The organism is Burkholderia sp. B21-005, assembly GCF_020843965.1.
Lineage (GTDB): Bacteria > Pseudomonadota > Gammaproteobacteria > Burkholderiales > Burkholderiaceae > Burkholderia > Burkholderia ambifaria.
Genome location: NZ_CP086301.1, coordinates 1,648,341 through 1,665,226, shown reverse-complemented (window position 1 = coordinate 1,665,226; position 16,886 = coordinate 1,648,341). Strand labels below are relative to the sequence as shown.

Annotated in this window: 21 protein-coding genes and 2 tRNA genes; 6 read left to right on the top strand and 17 right to left on the bottom strand. The window is 64.7% G+C overall.

The window, feature by feature from the left end:
* The first annotated feature begins 342 nt into the window (after positions 1-342).
* Entirely contained in the window at positions 343-966 is a 624-nt protein-coding gene (locus LMA02_RS07910; protein ID WP_350227427.1) for a phospholipase D family protein, read from the top strand.
* A gap of 171 nt (positions 967-1,137) precedes the next feature.
* On the opposite strand, the gene LMA02_RS07905 is transcribed toward LMA02_RS07910, so the two are convergent.
* The 5 genes from LMA02_RS07905 to LMA02_RS07890 form a co-directional block, all read right to left on the bottom strand.
* Positions 1,138-1,356 carry a hypothetical protein gene (locus tag LMA02_RS07905; RefSeq protein WP_228907533.1) on the bottom strand — a complete coding sequence of 73 codons (219 nt, stop codon included), beginning with the start codon at positions 1,354-1,356 and terminating at the stop codon, positions 1,138-1,140.
* A 612-nt stretch (positions 1,357-1,968) separates the two neighbouring features.
* Positions 1,969-2,442: a VOC family protein gene (locus LMA02_RS07900; protein ID WP_228907532.1), complete on the bottom strand. Its 474-nt coding sequence runs from the start codon at positions 2,440-2,442 to the stop codon at positions 1,969-1,971.
* A gap of 163 nt (positions 2,443-2,605) precedes the next feature.
* A complete protein-coding gene (locus tag LMA02_RS07895; protein ID WP_228907624.1) occupies positions 2,606-3,199 on the bottom strand; it encodes an aspartyl-tRNA synthetase in 594 nt (197 codons plus the stop codon).
* A complete protein-coding gene (locus LMA02_RS35385) occupies positions 3,163-3,390 on the bottom strand; it encodes a hypothetical protein (protein WP_324251289.1) in 228 nt (75 codons plus the stop codon). Before LMA02_RS35385 ends, LMA02_RS07895 begins: the two co-directional genes overlap by 37 nt.
* Positions 3,391-3,454: 64 nt before the next feature.
* On the bottom strand, positions 3,455-3,763 hold the full coding sequence (locus LMA02_RS07890; RefSeq protein WP_228907531.1) for a phosphatidylserine/phosphatidylglycerophosphate/cardiolipin synthase: 309 nt from the start codon (positions 3,761-3,763) through the stop codon (positions 3,455-3,457).
* Positions 3,764-3,962: 199 nt separating this feature from the next.
* Here LMA02_RS07890 and LMA02_RS07885 point away from each other — a divergent pair, with 199 nt between their 5' ends.
* Both LMA02_RS07885 and LMA02_RS07880 read left to right on the top strand, forming a co-directional pair.
* On the top strand, positions 3,963-4,706 hold the full coding sequence (locus tag LMA02_RS07885) for a DUF695 domain-containing protein (RefSeq protein ID WP_166721552.1): 744 nt from the start codon (positions 3,963-3,965) through the stop codon (positions 4,704-4,706).
* Between the two features lie 686 nt (positions 4,707-5,392).
* Positions 5,393-5,857 carry a plasmid fertility inhibition factor family protein gene (locus LMA02_RS07880; protein WP_228907530.1) on the top strand — a complete coding sequence of 155 codons (465 nt, stop codon included), beginning with the start codon at positions 5,393-5,395 and terminating at the stop codon, positions 5,855-5,857.
* A 72-nt stretch (positions 5,858-5,929) separates the two neighbouring features.
* Here the strand turns inward: LMA02_RS07880 and LMA02_RS07875 are convergent, their stop codons facing one another.
* A complete protein-coding gene (locus LMA02_RS07875; RefSeq protein ID WP_284892796.1) occupies positions 5,930-6,448 on the bottom strand; it encodes a GNAT family N-acetyltransferase in 519 nt (172 codons plus the stop codon).
* 675 nt (positions 6,449-7,123) lie between these two features.
* Here LMA02_RS07875 and LMA02_RS07870 point away from each other — a divergent pair.
* Positions 7,124-8,158, top strand: coding sequence for an SAM-dependent methyltransferase (locus LMA02_RS07870; protein WP_228907528.1), 1,035 nt, complete (start codon positions 7,124-7,126; stop codon positions 8,156-8,158).
* A gap of 218 nt (positions 8,159-8,376) precedes the next feature.
* On the opposite strand, the gene LMA02_RS07865 is transcribed toward LMA02_RS07870, so the two are convergent.
* The 8 genes from LMA02_RS07865 to ssuD all read right to left on the bottom strand — a co-directional run bounded on the left by LMA02_RS07865 (position 8,377) and on the right by ssuD (position 13,495).
* A tRNA-His gene (locus tag LMA02_RS07865) sits at positions 8,377-8,452 on the bottom strand.
* Between the two features lie 63 nt (positions 8,453-8,515).
* The gene (dusA, locus tag LMA02_RS07860) at positions 8,516-9,502 is read right to left on the bottom strand and encodes a tRNA dihydrouridine(20/20a) synthase DusA (RefSeq protein ID WP_228907527.1); all 987 of its coding nucleotides are present in this window, start codon (positions 9,500-9,502) and stop codon (positions 8,516-8,518) included.
* 131 nt (positions 9,503-9,633) lie between these two features.
* Entirely contained in the window at positions 9,634-9,888 is a 255-nt protein-coding gene (locus LMA02_RS07855; RefSeq protein WP_124610691.1) for a hypothetical protein, read from the bottom strand.
* Positions 9,889-9,943: 55 nt separating this feature from the next.
* Entirely contained in the window at positions 9,944-10,141 is a 198-nt protein-coding gene (locus LMA02_RS07850; RefSeq protein ID WP_006751018.1) for a hypothetical protein, read from the bottom strand.
* 138 nt (positions 10,142-10,279) lie between these two features.
* Positions 10,280-10,495, bottom strand: coding sequence for a TOBE domain-containing protein (locus tag LMA02_RS07845; RefSeq protein ID WP_006400187.1), 216 nt, complete (start codon positions 10,493-10,495; stop codon positions 10,280-10,282).
* A 57-nt stretch (positions 10,496-10,552) separates the two neighbouring features.
* A complete protein-coding gene (locus LMA02_RS07840; RefSeq protein ID WP_228907526.1) occupies positions 10,553-11,512 on the bottom strand; it encodes an ATP-binding cassette domain-containing protein in 960 nt (319 codons plus the stop codon).
* Positions 11,509-12,321, bottom strand: a complete 813-nt coding sequence (gene ssuC, locus LMA02_RS07835) for an aliphatic sulfonate ABC transporter permease SsuC (RefSeq protein WP_228907525.1) — start codon at positions 12,319-12,321, stop codon at positions 11,509-11,511. Before ssuC ends, LMA02_RS07840 begins: the two co-directional genes overlap by 4 nt.
* Before the next feature lie 16 nt (positions 12,322-12,337).
* The gene (gene ssuD, locus LMA02_RS07830; protein WP_228907524.1) at positions 12,338-13,495 is read right to left on the bottom strand and encodes an FMNH2-dependent alkanesulfonate monooxygenase; all 1,158 of its coding nucleotides are present in this window, start codon (positions 13,493-13,495) and stop codon (positions 12,338-12,340) included.
* A gap of 341 nt (positions 13,496-13,836) precedes the next feature.
* On the opposite strand from ssuD, the gene LMA02_RS07825 reads away from it, so the two are divergent.
* Positions 13,837-14,265 carry a hypothetical protein gene (locus LMA02_RS07825; RefSeq protein WP_228907523.1) on the top strand — a complete coding sequence of 143 codons (429 nt, stop codon included), beginning with the start codon at positions 13,837-13,839 and terminating at the stop codon, positions 14,263-14,265.
* 121 nt (positions 14,266-14,386) lie between these two features.
* On the opposite strand, the gene LMA02_RS07820 is transcribed toward LMA02_RS07825, so the two are convergent.
* Genes LMA02_RS07820 through LMA02_RS07810 form a run of 3 tightly spaced genes read right to left on the bottom strand, consistent with a single transcriptional unit; the run spans position 14,387 to position 16,418 of the window.
* Complete coding sequence (locus LMA02_RS07820; RefSeq protein WP_228907522.1) at positions 14,387-15,547, bottom strand: enoyl-CoA hydratase/isomerase family protein; 1,161 nt, start codon at positions 15,545-15,547, stop codon at positions 14,387-14,389.
* A 31-nt stretch (positions 15,548-15,578) separates the two neighbouring features.
* On the bottom strand, positions 15,579-15,917 hold the full coding sequence (locus LMA02_RS07815; RefSeq protein WP_228907521.1) for a DMT family transporter: 339 nt from the start codon (positions 15,915-15,917) through the stop codon (positions 15,579-15,581).
* Between the two features lie 3 nt (positions 15,918-15,920).
* Positions 15,921-16,418: a heme-degrading domain-containing protein gene (locus tag LMA02_RS07810; RefSeq protein ID WP_228907520.1), complete on the bottom strand. Its 498-nt coding sequence runs from the start codon at positions 16,416-16,418 to the stop codon at positions 15,921-15,923.
* Between the two features lie 221 nt (positions 16,419-16,639).
* On the opposite strand from LMA02_RS07810, the gene LMA02_RS07805 reads away from it, so the two are divergent.
* Positions 16,640-16,716 (top strand) — tRNA-Met (locus LMA02_RS07805).
* Positions 16,717-16,886: the final 170 nt, after the last annotated feature.

Genomic DNA, 16,886 nt, shown 5'->3' with positions numbered 1-16,886 from the left:
GTTGCATGCGTTTCAGCCTACCGAGAATTCGCGTTGCCGCGCTCGATGGGCTGTTCCCATCTAATCAATCGTATAGCGCATTGAACCTGCACCAGCGCGCACGTGTATTTCTTCATTCGGGACCTTGTCGTTCCACCTGCGCACGCACGCGCTGATCAATCGACCTCCGTCAACCAGCGCGACCATCCGGCCGCTGCGGAAACCCCACGGAATGATGAGCACCGCCCCATCGACCGCTGCAGGCCGTCACGCCATCGCTTCCATTCGCATCCGGGCGTGACCGCGCCGCCGTGTCTGCGTTACACTCACGGCCCGCTGTCTCAAAATCATTCGCTGTCCAAGATGTTGTCGCGCAAACGCCTCGCCGCCACCTGCCTCGCCGCTTCCCTGCTTGCCACACCCTTCGCCGCCTTCGGCAAGACGCACAATGAATCGCTGCTGCAACAGGCAATCGACTTCATCGCGCAGTTGCTGCCGACGCCGACCCATGAAGCACCCGCCACGCAGGCCGTCGAATCGGCGTTCTCGCCCGATGGCGGCGCCGAGGCGCTCGTGCTGAAGGCGATCGGCACCGCGCGCACCTCGATTCGCGTGGCCGCCTACTCGTTCACGTCGCCACCCGTCACGCGCGCGCTGCTCGCCGCGAAGCGGCGCGGCGTGAATGTCGCGGTCGTCGTGGACGACAAGGGCAATCGCGCCAAGAGCAGCAAGCAGGCGCTGAACCTGCTCGTCAACGCGGGCATTCCGACGCGCACGATCGATGCCTATGCCATCCATCACGACAAGTACCTCGTGATCGATGCCGAACATGTCGAGACCGGCTCGTTCAACTACAGCGCTTCGGCAGCCAGCCGCAATTCCGAAAACGTCGTCGTGGTCTGGAACAATCCGCAGCTCGCGTCGCGCTACCTCGCGCATTGGCAAAGCCGCTTCGACCAGGGCGCGCCGTACCGCTCGTCTTACTGACACATCGCACGCACGCGATCGCGATTCGCGTGCGGCACGGCCGACGCATGTCGTTGCATGCATTCGCTTCGTGATGTCGTCAATGATCGGTGCGCACGACGCGCCGATCAACCTGGCCGAATGGCCGGCACACCGTGCATGACAGCGCCGCGATCAGCGGCATCGATGAAATCAGTGAATGTCGGGCGATCGCTCCGCGACTTGCGCGGTCGCGACACACCGGCTCGCCCGCGCATGCGCATCGCTTGACGAAAACTTCGGCAGATCGCGATTGCCGCCCGGCAGCGCGCGCAGTACGCAGTCCGTGCTGAAGGTCAGCGTGTTCTGGACCATCGGATAAAGCAGGTACAGCGCCAGCGCGAGATAACCCGCGTACAGAATTCGGACCATGGTGCGATAGATGAACGATTGACTCGCCCTGTTTACGGCATCGCACCGAACAGCTTGAGGCACCCGACACGAATTCATCTCGTGCACGCGTGAAGCGCCTGCATCGTTCTCCGCGCATGGCGCATGCGCGGCTCGCGAACGACACGACGGTGATCCAGGATGCGCGCAATGACGATCGCTTCCACGACAACCCGCTCGTCACGGGCCAGCCGGGCATCCGCTTCCACGCAGGCAGGCCGCTCGCTGCGCCGAACGGCCTACCCGTCGGCGCACGCGGCCGCGCGAACGCTGCGCCGGCGAACTCGCCCGGCTCGGCAGCGAGGGATCGTCGTGCTGTTGAGCGCCGCCGATCCGGCAGACGTCGGCGAGCCGGTCGTGCGCGTCACGCAGACGCTCGCGCTACGCGATCCGGTTCAGTGTCGGTCACGCCGCTTACGAACCTGCGCGGCATCATACGGTGGCCGCCCTGCTCGACTCAGCCGATCGTCACAGGTCCGAGGACAACCAGCGCGACAAGGCCGCCGGCGCGTGAGCGAAGACGAACCGCGCGCCGATACGCGACGATCCGCGCCGCTGCAACCGCAACCGCGAGCCGCGCTCAGCCCAACTCGCTCAGCTTCCGCACGGCGGCGCGCTCGCCATCGCTTCCGCGATCTGCTCGGGCGTCAGATCGCGCTGATGGGTCGCGATCGACCAGCGATGGCCGAACGGGTCCTCCACTTGCCCATAGCGATCGCCCCAGAACATGTCGGCGGCCGGCATCGTGACCGTTGCGCCGGCCGCGACGGCCTGCGCGATCGCCGCGTCGGTATCCCGCACGTACAGATGCAGGCAGACCGACGTGCCTTTCAGCGCCTTCGGTCCGAGTGCGCCATGCTCCGGCATTTCATCCACGAGCATCAGTGTCGAATCGCCGATTGCGAGGCACGCGTGCGCGAGCCGGCCGTCCGGCGTCGGCAGGCGAAACCGTTCGGTCGCGTTGAACGCACGCTTGTAGAAATCGATGGCTGCGGCTGCGCCGGCGCAGATCAGATGCGGCGTCAGCGTGCGCATTCCTTCCGGGATCGGGTTGACGGACGTGGCCATGGGTGTCGCTCCTTCAGTCGGTTGTCGTATCGGAAATCGGGACGGACGCACGATGCGCACGTCTCCAACGCTACGACGGACGGGCTCGACGGAAATCGACACGCATGCCGGGATTTTTTTATCGCGCGCGACAGGCCGGCCAGATCACGCACGACGCACGGAATCAGTCCGTTCGGCCGGCGGGATCATCCGGCATGCCGAACTGCCGGCGGCACGCTTCGAGCAGCGCGGCAACCGCATCGAGCGGAAGGTCAGCGAACCGGTTGATCGGCAGCATCACGCCGCCGGGCACCTTGGTGCGCGGCGAGTGCGCCGAGAACTGGTAGCCGATGTAACGGTTGCCTGCGACGCTGATCATCCCGAACTCGGTCACATCGCGCCACCGCGTCACCGGCTTTTCACGCACGGAACCGACCAGCCTGAAGCCGGTTTCGTCGATATGCAGCGCCATCTTGCGGCGCGACACGAAGAAGAAGGCGCCGCTCGCGAGGGCCAGCACCGCGGCCAGCGCCGCCACCGGCCAGAGCGTCCGGTCGGCCGCGTACCCGCACGCGGCCAACCCGGCCAGCACCGCGCAGATGATCGCCTTGCGCCTGAAACTGCGGCCGTCGACCGGCAGAACCACCGGCAACGCGCCGATCACGGTTCCCGCAACCGGATCGACATGCCAGCCGGAATCGTTCATTTCGCTTGCTTCGCTCACCGTTTCGGCCGCTCCCGTCAATTGCACACGTTGACCGTGCCGTTGGACGTGCATTGACTGACCGCCCAGTGACTCTGCGCCGCGAGGTGCGGCGCAACGCCGATTCCGCGAATCGGCGTCGCCGGCGACGACGCCGGAACCGCGGCCGATGCGGTCTCGGGCGACGGCTGTATGGATTCGGTCTGACAGGCCGCGAGCATCAGACAAAGTGCGGCTCCCAACGGGGCAATGGCGTATCTGGGCATGGCTTCGTGTTCCGTAGCGTGATTTATTTGTGGGCGGCTCGCGGGAACACGGGCCGATCGCCGTTCAGATCTGCGGAAGATCACGCAACGTGCGCGACTCGTTCGTCGCATCGATGTCGAGCTCGATCCCTGCCGACGCGTCGCGATACAGCACGCGCTTCAGTTTCGGCCCCACCGCCGTTCCGTCCGCTTCGTCAAACACGGCATGAACGTCGTTGCCCGCCGCAAGCGCGTGTGCCACTTCCTCCACCGACGCCTCGCTCGGCGTCGCCGCCCACGACCGATCCGTCGGGTTGACGGCCGCCCAGCGCACGTGCGTCACACGCGCACTGAGCACGTCGATTCGGACACCATTCACAGCGAACATCGACATCGGAATCTCCTTCGAAACGGTTGCGGCCGGGCGAACGCCTGACGCTGGAAGCCGACGATCGCGCGATAGCAGGCGAATTCGACTGCCATCGGGCCAGCCGGGCCAGCAATCATCGGCGCGGCGTCGGCCAGCGCGATTTTCGATGATACATTGGGACGCTTTGCAACCGTCAACAGACAATCGTGCACGGGAGAAACACATGACCGACGCCTGGGGAACCTTCCCTGCCAGAATGGGCGACCATCAGGCTTTCATCAGCTTCAATCAGAGCTTTGCGGAAATCGCCGAAAGCGATCCGCGCACGTCGCTGCTCAGCGTACGCGTCACGCTTGCGCATCCGACGCCCGAGGGCCTGCCGAGCGGTGACGAGTTCGCCGAGCTCACGAAGATCGAGGATCTGCTGGACGCAGCCGTGACCGCGAAAAACGGCGTGCAGGTCGGCCGCGTCACGGTCGATGGCAACCAGGATTTCCTGTTCTACGTGCCGTTCGACGAAGAAACCGCAGCCGGCATCGTCGACTCGCTGGCCGAACAGACGACCTACGCACTTCAGTACGCCTACCAGGACGACCCGGACAAGGAAACGTACTGGCGCACGCTCTACCCGACCGACGACGACTGGCAACTGATGCGCGACATGCGTCTGCTCGATGCGCTGCGGCAGAAAGGCGACGTGAGCGACATGAGCCGGCGCGTGATGCACTGGGCCTACTTCCCGGAGCCCAGCGACGCACACCAGTTCGCCGATTGGGCCGAGTCGAAAGGCTATCTGGTCGAATCGGTCGCACCGACCGAGGACGGCAAATCGGCCGTGCGGTTTGCGCACGAAGGCACGATGGTGCTGGCCGACATCACGCACCATACGCTCGAGATCAATCGCGAGGTACGCTCGCTCGGCGGCGAATACGACGGCTGGGAAACCAGCGTCGAGCAGGCGGGCTAATCCGGCCGACACGCACGTTTCGCGCGACCGGGCCTTGACGGGTTCGGGACAAAAAGCATCCCGGCGGCGCGAACGCGCGCCGCCGGGACCGAGGCATCGCCGGCCGTAACCGGCGATGGGCCCAAGCGACCGCTCAGGCACGAGGAAAGCGATTCATGCGGATCAGGCGAACGGATGCCGGGGGCGCGAAACGCCGCCTGCCGAACGCCTGTCCGGTTTCGCCGACGCGGCTTGCACGCGCCGGGCGGGCAAAAAGCCCCGCTCCTGCACGAGCGAGCGGGGAAACGGTTGACCGGGCCGGGGTAGAACGGTCAACCGATCAGATTGTGATCGTGGCCCGTGCAACCATCTGTGCGGCAACTCACCCTTTCAACCGGAATGCCCCGAGCCATGCACACAGGCGTGCCGGGCAGCGACGATCACGCCTGCAGTCAGCAGCGTTCTTCTGTTCATGATTTCGAGTGCGGATTTTTGATTTATGCGGGCGATTTCTTATATCGCGCTGCGGCCTCTGGCATGTCGCGTGCATGGCCAAAACCGCATGATTCCATTTTTCCTTGAATCAGCGATTTTTCTTTTCGGATTTTCGTGAAATCATGTTTCGCGATTAGTATCTGCCGGCTCCGCAGCCGCGACCGCGCTGCTACCGTCCCGCCACAAAAATCGCTTCGCCACCCAAGGAAACAATGACACTCGCTCGGGCACAACATGACGGCGTGGATGTCTGGATCATCCAGCTTCCGGGACACGCCGCCTATGCCTATACGCATCTCAAGCGGGTATTCGCATCCGACGACTCGCGGCATCGCGTCGTGACAGTCGACCTGACGAAGCTGCTCGCCTGCGCCGATCGCGACACGACCGACTACGTGCTGCCGGCGGTTCAGTACTGGGCGCCCGGCAAGGCCGCCGGCATCCGTGAATTCCTCGACCCGGCCGAGCCGCGGATTCCCGATATGCCCTTCATCACGTTTCGCGAGATGAGAACGCGGACGCTGCTCGGCATCCCGGGCCTGTCGAAAGTCGGCGTCGCGTCGTTCCGGAACGGTCAGCATCGCGCACGCTATCTGGCGTATGCGGGAGCGAAGAGCCTGCCGGTCGAGGTGCATGAGACGGAGGCGGATCTGCTCGTGCGGTATTGCGGCGAGTGACGCACGGACGCTTGGTCGATTGCGGAATGGGTTGTGCAGCGGGCAGCCGTTCGATGCGATGCCGACAGGCCGTCAGGCCTCGATCACGTAGATCCGGTCGGCGACTTCCGTCCGGCCGATGACGCTGGTTTCGACGGCCGCCAATCGCCAGCCGTTGTGCTCGTAGAAGCCAATCGCGCGGACGTTGCCCTCGAGCACCAAAAGATGAACCTTGTCCACGCCGATATTTCGCGTCCATGCGCGGACGGCTTCGATCATGCGCTTGCCGATACCGCTTCCGTGATGTGCGGGAAGGACGTGAAGGCAATCGAGCAGGACGCCGAGTGCCGGATCGACCGATCTTTCGGCGCTCACGAAACCGATGGGCGCACCATCCGATTCCGCGATCAGCACGAGGCCCCATTCCGCTTCGTTGCGGTCGAAATAGTGTCGCCACCGCGTCGCGTGTTCCGTCGGCACCTCATCGGACAGATAGGCCGCGGGCAGGATATGGCTATATGCGTTCTGCCAGCTCAGCGTGTGCAAGCGCGCGATGTGCGCTGCGTCATGTGACGTCGCACTGCGCAGCGTGATGGTTCGGGGTTCCGGCATGCTGGGGTCGCTTCCGTTGCGTAATCGAGGCCGGAAAAGTGTAGCAGTCGCGATGTTTTCAACGGCGGATTGCATCGCGAAATGCATTAGATGTTGCACGGCGCCGCAGTTGGCAAAAAAATGCCCCGGCGCCTTCCGGGGCGCCAGGACAGAACGGCCCTGGAAAGTCGAGGGCACGAGGAATCGATACATTACACGAATGTAAGCATGTTAAGCATTGGCGGCTTGCGCCAAGTCACTGGCTTATTCCGCCAATTTGCGTGTGACGGGCGTGCCAGGACGATCGTTTGGCCTGGCGAGTTCGCAAATGACGCAGCGTTGCGTGGGTGACATCGTTCGAATGACGCGACGGCACCGGCCGCGGTATCGAAACGCTGCGTGCGAATTACCCGAAACGAATAGCGAATGGGCCGAACGCTCCGGGGAATAACGCCACTCGAATCGACGCAGCAGTACCGCGCACATCACACCGGACCGGCTAGAGGCAACTTCCGAAGGCTGGCCATCCAATATCCGTGGTGGCTCGACTAGCGCCCGAAGCCTTCGATCGCTATGCTATGGCGCATCATCTTGATCCCACTGAAAGCTTGTTGCGTACTTCCGCCGGGCGAGAAGTGCTCGTGCCGGCATCCCACGATAACAGTCGCCCTAGCACGAGACGCAGGAGTGGAAGGAATGACCTTGATGAAAAGTCTTGGCCGCTCGATCGGTCCAATTCGCAAGCTCCACGATAACCGTAACGCACTGGCCGAAGCGCTTCTGGTCGCCGAACAGAGGATTCGCGATCTGGAAAATCAAGTGGAGGCGACTCGCGGCACGCCCTTCTTTGCCTATTACGCCAATTTTGACGCGCTTGAATGTATGCGTCGTCATGAAGTACACGACAGAAAGCCAACGCCTGGATTCCAGACGAACTGGCTTGGTGTGCTGGTGGACCCGAAAATTCTGCCTTTTCTTGCAGATCAGGGCGGCAAACTGGATCATTTTCCGCTGCCGGCCAACTGGCATGCCGATATTGCAGAATGGGCCTCCGCATTGCACGCCGTGGAATTGGCGCGCCCCGATACATTCACTATGATCGAGCTGGGTTGCGGGTGGGGTTGCTGGATGAATAACACTGGTATGGCCGCCAAACGTACCGGCCGAAAGGTGCATGTCGTAGGCATCGAGGGCGACGAAGGCCATCTTGAATTCGCCCGAGAAGCACTCGCCCGCAACGGGTTCGCGCAGCGCGAATATACGCTGCATCGCGGCGTTGCAGCCGCGAGCGCGGGAAGCGCCCTCTTCCCTCGTCAGGAGCATGCCGGCCACAGCTGGGGGCTTGAGCCGGTTTTCGGCGCGACCAAAGAGCAGCAAGACGAGGCCGTGGCAAACGGCAGTCACGACATCTTGCCGATGATCTCGTTAGAGTCCGCAATCGGCGATCGAGATCGCATCGATCTCTTGCATATCGACATCCAGGGCGGTGAGGCTGCCTTGATCGAATCGTGTCTCTCGCTCCTCAATGAGAAGGTCGCCTACGTTCTGATCGGCACTCACTCGAAGCACATCGAAGGGCGACTCTACGACATTCTGGCGCCCGCCGGCTGGCTGATCGAAATGGAGAGGCCGGCTTTCTATCAGGTCAAGAACTGGATACCGGAGTTGATCGTGGATGGCGTGCAGGCTTGGCGCAATCCGCGTTTTGTCCCGCCAGGAAGCATTCAATAGAACGTCGCATCGCAGCGACGGGAAATGGCCGATCACGACGAAGATCAGGAATCGAAACGCCGACGTGCACGAATTCGCGGCACATGCGAATCCGGAAACGACGTATCGGCATTACGATCGATGGAAGATTGAATCAGCGGACGCGACGGCGTGAATTCTGAAATTCATACCGCGGAAAGCAAAACAGGCGCCGAAGCGCCTGTTTTGTTCAAGAATTTTGGGGTGGCTGATGGGACTCGAACCCACGACGACAGGAATCACAATCCTGGACTCTACCAACTGAGCTACAGCCACCACTGATACTGCTTTGTTTCTTCGCCGTTTCGTTTCGTTCGTGTTCAGCAGCGAAGAACAAGATTATACGAACACTTTTCCGTCTTGCAAAGCATTTTTTTCAAAATTTTCGATGGCGTCGTTCAGATGCGTGCGCGCCTCGTCGAACACGGCCAGATCGCCGCGCGCGAGCTTCTTGTTGTCCGACAGCACGCGACGCCAGCCGCGTGCACCCGCGACGCCGCGATACAGCCCGAGTGCGTGCCGGACAATCGCGCCGAGATACGCGCCGCGCTTCAATTCCGCCGCGCAGTATTCGATCAGTTTCGCCTCGGCCTCTTCGCGCGTCGGCACCGCCGCGGTCGAACCATAGAAGCGCGCGTCGACGCCCGCGAGCACATACGGGTTGTGATAAGCCTCGCGGCCGAGCATCACGCCGTCGACATGCTCGAGATGCTGCGCGACTTCGTCGAGCGTCTTGATCCCGCCGTTGATCACGATCTCCAGCGATGGAAAATCGCGCTTCAGTTGATACGCATAGTCGTACTTGAGCGGCGGGATCTCGCGGTTCTCCTTCGGCGACAGCCCCTTCAGGATCGCGTTGCGCGCGTGCACGACGAACGTCTCGCAGCCCGCTTCCGCCACCTTGCCGACGAAGTCTCGTACGAACGCATAATCCTCGACCGCGTCGACGCCGATCCGGTGCTTGACCGTGACCGGCACCGAGACCGCATCGCGCATCGCCTTCACGCAGTCGGCGACGAGCTGCGGCTCGTTCATCAGGCACGCGCCGAACGCTCCCCGCTGCACACGCTCGGACGGACAGCCGCAATTCAGATTGATCTCGTCGTAGCCCCATTGCTCACCGAGTTTCGCGGCGCGCGCAAGATCGTCCCGTTCGCTGCCGCCCAACTGCAGCGCGACCGGCGATTCGTTCGGCGTGAACGCGAGATGCCGCTGCGCGTCGCCGAACAGCAGCGCGCCCGTGGTGATCATTTCCGTATACAGCCACGTATCGCGCGTCAGCGTGCGATGGAACGACCGGCAATGACGGTCGGTCCAGTCGAGCATGGGCGCCACTGAGACGCGGCGGGGAGGAAGCGAGGACGGTGCGGACATGGAATTCGGGGCAGCAAGCGGCGCGGGAAACAACCCGGCATTTTACCGCAACGTGACCAGCCCAGCCCAGCCCGGCAGGTTGACTAGACCGGCCCGCCCTCGCCGAGTTCGGCGTCCACGGCTCGCCGCGCCTCGTCGAGTACGCGCTCGATCACGCGCCGTTCGGTGAGCAGTATCCCGTCGACCTTCACGAGCCGCCAGTCGATCCGCACGGCCGCGCCTTGCAGCACGCGGTAGTGCGCATGCTCGCCGTCCCACACCTGCTCGGTCTTCACCTCGATCTCGTAGCCGCGGTACGGCTCGCTGAAATCGCCGAGATCGCTGCCTCTCGGTTCCATCGCTCGCTCCGTGGCGACGCAGCGCCAAGCCGCCTCGGCGGCCGGCGCCGTGCGCTCAATCGTATTCGTTAGACAAAACTGATTTGCCGTCGGCGGTCAGATCGACGCGGTCGGCAGCCGCCTGGTAGATCAGCCCTTCGTTCAGCAACGCATAGACGACATCGTCGAACGCGGCGGGGACCGCCCGGGTGTCGCCGAACTGGTCGATCCACTTCAGCGCCTCGATGGCTTCGGGAGAAAGGATGGGGGTCATGCGTTGGCCTCCGGCGTCGGTGTCGTTCCATCCTAGCACTTCGTCCGGACGCCGAATACCGAGGCAAACGCGCGACGCGAAAGCCGGTGCGTCGCGCACGGTCAGACCGCCCGCGCCGCGCCGGCGTACAAACCGCGCTCAGAGGCGCGCGATCGACACTTCGGTGGACTTCACGAGCGCGACGACTTCGGCGCCGACCTTCAGCTCGAGTTCATCGACCGAACGCGTCGTGATCACCGACGTGACGATGCCGAACGGCGTCTCGACGTCGACCTCGGACACCACCGGCCCGCGAATGATCTCCTTCACCTTGCCCTTGAACTGGTTACGCACGTTGATTGCAGTGATGCTCATCGGGTTGATCGCTCCGAACAAAAAAGTCTGAGAACGGGCGGCCTGCGCCGCCCGGATTTAAACGGCCCAGCGAATCTGCCCGACCGGTCGTACGTGATCGACTTCAAGCGCCGCCTCCTGATCGGCGCCACCCGGTCCGCCCGCGAGCACGCGTTGCAGCACACGGTCTTCCAGCGCGGCGAACGCGGCCGATGCGCGCGCACGCGGTCGATCGAGCGGTACCTGCTGATCGAGGGCGACGCGTCCCTGCTCGATCAGCAGGATGCGGTCACCCAGCGCGACGGCTTCCTGCACGTCGTGCGTGACGAGCAGCGCGGTGAACCGATGTTCGCGCCACAACCGCTCGATCAGCGCATGCATCTCGATGCGGGTCAGCGCGTCGAGCGCGCCGAGCGGCTCGTCGAGCAGCAGCAATTGCGGCCGGTGCACCAACGCGCGGGCAAGCGCGACGCGCTGCCGCTGGCCGCCCGACAACTGCGCGGGCCAGTCGTTCGCACGCTCGAGCAGCCCGACTTCGTCGAGCACCGCGCGGGCCTGATCGCGCGCGCCGCGCCCAAGGCCCAGCATCACGTTCTGCAGCACGGTCTTCCACGGCAGCAACCGCGCATCCTGGTACATGATCCGCGTGTCGAGCGTGCCGCCGCCCTCGCCGCGCGTCACGAGCGCACCGCTGCTCGGCACCTCGAGCCCGGCGACGAGGCGCAGCAGCGTGGATTTCCCGCAGCCGCTACGGCCGATGATGGCGACGAAGCTGCCGCGCGCGATGCCGAGTTCGACGTTGTCGAGCACGGTACGCGTGCCGAAGCGCTTGCTGACGCCCGACAGCGTCACCGCATCGTCGGGCGCAGGGCTGCCGGTGCGCCGCCGCGCGAGCGGAACGACGGATGCGCCGCCGTCCCGATCGACGATCGCCGCATCCCGTGCGGCGGCGTCCGTCACGCGCGCCTGCGCCAGTTCGGCCTCGAGGTCCGCGCCGGCGAGCGGGCCGTAGGCGGCCGCCGAAGTGGTCGCATTCATGCCTTTGCTCCTGATTGATAAGCGGGGTGCCAGCGCAGCGTCACGCGCTCGATCCATTTCGCCAGCACGTCGGCCAGCTTGCCGAGCACCGCATACAACAGGATGCCGACCACCACCACATCGGTTTGCAGGAATTCGCGCGCGTTCATCGTCATGTAGCCGATGCCCGACTGCGCGGAAATCGTTTCCGCGACGATCAGCATCACCCACATCAGCCCGAGCGCGAAGCGCACGCCGACAAGAATCGACGGCAACGCGCCGGGCAGGATCACGTCGCGGTACAGCGCGAAGCCACGCACGCCGTAGCTCTTCGCCATCTCGATCAGGTTTGCGTCGACCGAGCGGATCCCGTGATACGTGTTGATGTAGACAGGGAAGAACACGCCGAGCGCGACGAGGAACAGCTTCGCCTTCTCGTCGATGCCGAACCACAGGATCACGAGCGGAATCATCGCGAGCGCGGGGATGTTGCGGATCATCTGGATCGTCGAATCGAGCGCGACCTCCGCCGCTTTCGACAGGCCGGTCGCAAGCCCCAGCGCCAGGCCGACACCGCTGCCGATCGCGAAACCGAACAGCGCGCGCCAGGTACTGACCTTCACATTCGCCCACATTTCGCCCGACGTCACGAGCGACCATGCGGCGCGCACGACCGCCACCGGCTCAGGCAGCACGCGGGTCGACAGCCAGCCGACGCGCGCGCCGACCTCCCACACGACCAGCAGCGCGAGCGGCACGAGCCACGGCGCGATTGCGCGCCACGCGCGTGCGGCCACGACGGCGCCCGTCGTCGACGTTTTCGTTGTCATTGCAGGCCTCCTTCGCTCAGCTCTGGCTCGCCTTGGGCAGGTAGTTGTTGCCGACGATCTCGCCGAACGGGCCCGACAGCGGGCCGGACGGCCGCTTTGCGCCCTCGCCCTTGATCAGCGGGAACACGAGCTCGGCAAAACGGTACGACTCCTCGAGGTGCGGATAGCCGGACAGGATGAACGTTTCGATGCCGAGATCCGCGTATTCGCGCATGCGTTCCGCGACCTGCTCGGGATTGCCGACGAGCGCGGTACCGGCGCCGCCACGGACAAGCCCGACACCGGCCCACAGGTTCGGATACACCTCGAGCGCGTCGCGGCCGCCACGCTTGCCGCCGTGCAGCGCGGCCATCCGGCGCTGGCCTTCCGAATCCATGTTCGAGAATGCCTTCTGCGCGCGGGCGATCGTCTCGTCGTCGAGACGGCTGATGAGCCGCTCGGCATCGCGCCATGCTTCGTCCTCGGTCTCGCGCACGATCACGTGCATGCGGATGCCGAAGCGGATCTTGCGGCCGCGCGATTCGGCGCGCGCGCGGATGTCGGCGATCTTCTTCGCGACGGCCTCGGGCGGCTCGCCCCAGGTCAGGTAGGTGTCGATGTGATCCGCGGCGATCGTGTGCGCGGCTGGCGACGACCCGCCGAACCACAACGGCGGATGCGGGCGCTGCACGGGCGGATAAAGCGCCTTGCCGCCCTTCGACTGAAGGTGCTTGCCGATGTAGTCGAACCCGCCGTTGTCGTGCGATGCGGCGAGCAGCCCGCGCCAGATGTGCAGGAAATCGTCGGTGATCTCGTAGCGCGTGTCGTGATCGGCGAACAGTCCGTCGCCTTCGAGCTCGGCGGCGTCGCCCCCCGTCACGACGTTGATCAGCAGGCGCCCGCCCGACAGACGGTCGAACGTCGCGGCCATCCGCGCCGCCAAGCCGGGCGATGCGATGCCCGGGCGCACGGCAACCAGGAACTTCAGGCGCTGCGTCGCTGGAATCAGGCTCGACGCGACGACCCACGCATCCTCGCAGGAGCGGCCGGTCGGCAGCAGCACGCCTTCATAGCCGAGCGTGTCGGCCGCGACGGCGATCTGCTTGAAGTAATCGTAATCCGCGGCGCGCGCGCCTTCGGCAGTACCGAGGTAACGGCTGTCGCCGTGCGTGGGAATAAACCAGAAAACATTCATCTGCTGCTCCTGCTTGACTGTCCTTGCCGGAATCTGGATAAAACGAGGCCCTGCTCGCGTCGCGGATGAGCGACGCATGCATGATGTGCGTTCGAATCGGGATGGCTCGCCGGTCAGGCCGTGCAGCGGGCGAGTACGCGATTGCACGGCTGTTTCTGGGAAATCAGTCTATGGATCGGGGCGGGGCTTTGGAACGATTTTTTTGAGCTTAAGTTTTCCGCTTTCGTGATTAGCACGACGCTCCAGCGAATATCGCGGCGGCCGGGCCCTATAATGGCGCACCAATCCGAACAACTTCGCGCGGACGGCCCCGGCCAACCGCGCCTGCAATGCACTTACCGATGCAGAAAGTCATCCTGCCGTTCCTGTCCGGCTTCCTGGCCGCCCTCTTCTTTCGCGAAGCGACGCTCGCGCTGCTGCACACGGCCGACCTGATCGCCGCAGCCGGATTCTCCACGCAACCATTCGCACCGCTCGGCATTCCTGAATTTGTTGCGAACGCGCTGATCAGCGCGTGCTGTGCCATCCCGATGGCGTGGCTGCTGCGCGTGTCGCCGGACCGCGAGGCGCCGTGGATCGGCGCGCTGGTGTTCGGCGGCATCGTGCTGACGGCCGCCCGCGTGTTCGCGATCGATCCGCTGCGCGGAATCTGGCCGTCGGGGAACATGATGCCGGTGCTCGCGTCTGGCTTCGCCGCGAACGCGGTCTGGGGCTTCGGCGCGCTCGTGTTCATGCGCGCGTTCATGTCGGATGACGCCGGCGACGACTGACGCACGTCTCGCGGCGAGACCCCGGCCCGCCGCCGCCGAGCCCGACCGGCATCCGCCAGTGAAAAGGCCGCCTGCACATGCGCAGGCGGCCTTTTTGCTTTTCACGTCGATAGCGCGCGCGTCAGTCCTTCAGGTTGCGCAGCGGATGCGTGTCGGGCGTCCACGGACTGTCGAACATCGCGAGCACGTCGGCCCGGTCGATATCGGCGGCCGACTTGAAGCGCCAGACCGGCTGGTGGTCCTTGTCGACGATCAGCGCCCGCACGCCTTCGATCACGTCGCCGTGCGCGAACGTCGAGCGCGTGAGGTCGAGATCGCGCCGCAGGCAATCGCCCATCGTCGCGCCACGCGCCCGTTCGACGACTTCGAGCGACGCGGCCATCGACAGCGGCGACAACTGGCTGCGCATCGCGTGGGTCGCCTTCTCGACCCATCCGTCGACGGCCGCGCAATCCTGCTCGGCGTCGAGCGACGCGAGGATCGCGACGATATCGGGTTGCGCGAAATGCCGATCGATCCCGGCGCGTGCGTCGGCCAGCGCCGACGTGTCGGGCGTCGGCACGATCTTGTGCGCGGCAGCCGCGTCGGCCACGCACGCGACTGCCTGCGCGCCGCTGTCGATGCGCGTGCTGCGCAACGTATCGAGCAGCGCCGGCAGCGCGGCATCGGGCAGATAGACGTCGGCGAGCTGCGCATACAGGGCGCCGGCCGCGTCGAGCGACGCACCTGTCACGGCAAGGTAGCGGCCGATCGCGCCCGGCGTGCGTGCGAGGAACCAGCTCATCCCGACGTCCGGGAACAGGCCGATGCGCGTTTCGGGCATCGCCATCTTCGTCGAATCGGTGACGACGCGCAGCCCGCCCGTATGCCGCGCGGCCTGCGAAATGCCCATGCCGCCGCCCATCACGACGCCGTGCATCAGCGCGATGTACGGTTTCGGATAGGTGAAGATCGTGTGGTTGAGCGTGTATTCCTCGATGAAGAACATGTCGATCGCATCGCGGTCGCCGCGCTGCCACGCGTCGTGGAAGAAGCGCACGTCGCCGCCCGCGCAGAACGCGCGCGGATGCGGGCTGTGCACGACGACGGCCACCACGTCGGCGTCGTCGCGCCACGCATCGAGCGCCTGCTGCATCAGGCGGATCATCCCGACCGACAGCGCATTCAGCGCCTTCGGCCGGTTCAGTTCGAGATAGCCGATGCGGTTCGCGACATACGCGCGCACGTCGGGCTGGGCGGCTTCGGCGGAAGCCGAATCGGAAACGGAAGCGGAATCGGTCATGTGAGCCATCCGGCGTATCGCGGGCGCACGCTCAGTGCGCCTGCATCTTCGAGAACAGGTTCAGCACCATGACGCCCGCGACGATCAGGCCGAGACCGATCACCGCCGGCACGTCCGGCACCTGACGATAGAGCAGCATCGCGACGAGCGTGATCAGCACGATGCCGGCGCCCGACCACACCGCATAGATGATGCCGACCGGCATCGTGCGCAGCGTGAGCGACAGACAGTAGAACGCGATGCCGTAACCGACCACGACGAGCGCCGACGGCCAGAAGCGCGTGAAGCCGTCCGCCGCGCGCAGCGCGGACGTGCCGATCACTTCCGCGACGATCGCGATCGCGAGCCATGCGTAACCCGGAAGCTGCATCGCTCAGCTCCTCGAAAGCGCCAGCGCGGCGTAGTCCTGCCCGAGCTCGGCGCACAGCGCTTCGACGACGAACTCGTGATCCGCGCGCTGCGGCAGCCCCGATGCGGTGATCGAGCCGATCACGCCGGCCCCCGCGACGGTCAGCGGAAACGCACCGCCATGCGGCGAATAGTCGGAGATAGGCAGCCCGTGCTTGTCCGCGAGCGACGCGCCGGCCTGCTGCATGCGCAGGCCGATCGCATACGAACTGCGGCGGAAATGCGCGACGACGTTGCGCTTGCGGCGCACCCAGTCGGCGTTGTCGGGCGTCGCGCCGGCGAGCGCCGCGTAGAACAGCGGCTGGCCGAACGTGACGATGTCGATCGCGATCGCGTGACCGCGCGCCGTGGCGAGCGCATGCATCCGGTTGCCGAGCGCCCAGGCGCGGGCCGGGTCGAAATGGGGAAATACGAGCGCCTGTTCCTGCGCGCCGATCGATTGCAGATCGTGAGCGATATCCATGAATCCGTCGATGCAGTAGTAACAGTAGTGAGCGTTGCAACGGCACCGATGCAATCGCACGGCTTCGCTGCAGGAATGAACGACACGAGCAAACCGTTCGATTCTAGCGCACGCGCCCGCCGTACCGGCCCCACAAGCTGCCAACGAGCGCCTGCAACGCGATTGTCAAAAAGTGCTTGCATGCGTTCGGGATACTCCATATAATTCATTTCTTCGACGGACGCGGGGTGGAGCAGTCTGGCAGCTCGTCGGGCTCATAACCCGAAGGTCGTAGGTTCAAATCCTACCCCCGCAACCAACGTCCCGATTCATGCAAAAAGCCCGGCTCTACGCCGGGCTTTTTGTTTTTCCACGCCCGATCCGGCGCATCGCGGTTGCGCTTCGCGCGGCACGCCGCGCCCATGCGCTCGCGTTCGAGAATGCCCCGCCCCGGTGATACACTCGCATTCACCTCGTCCCTTCCACTCG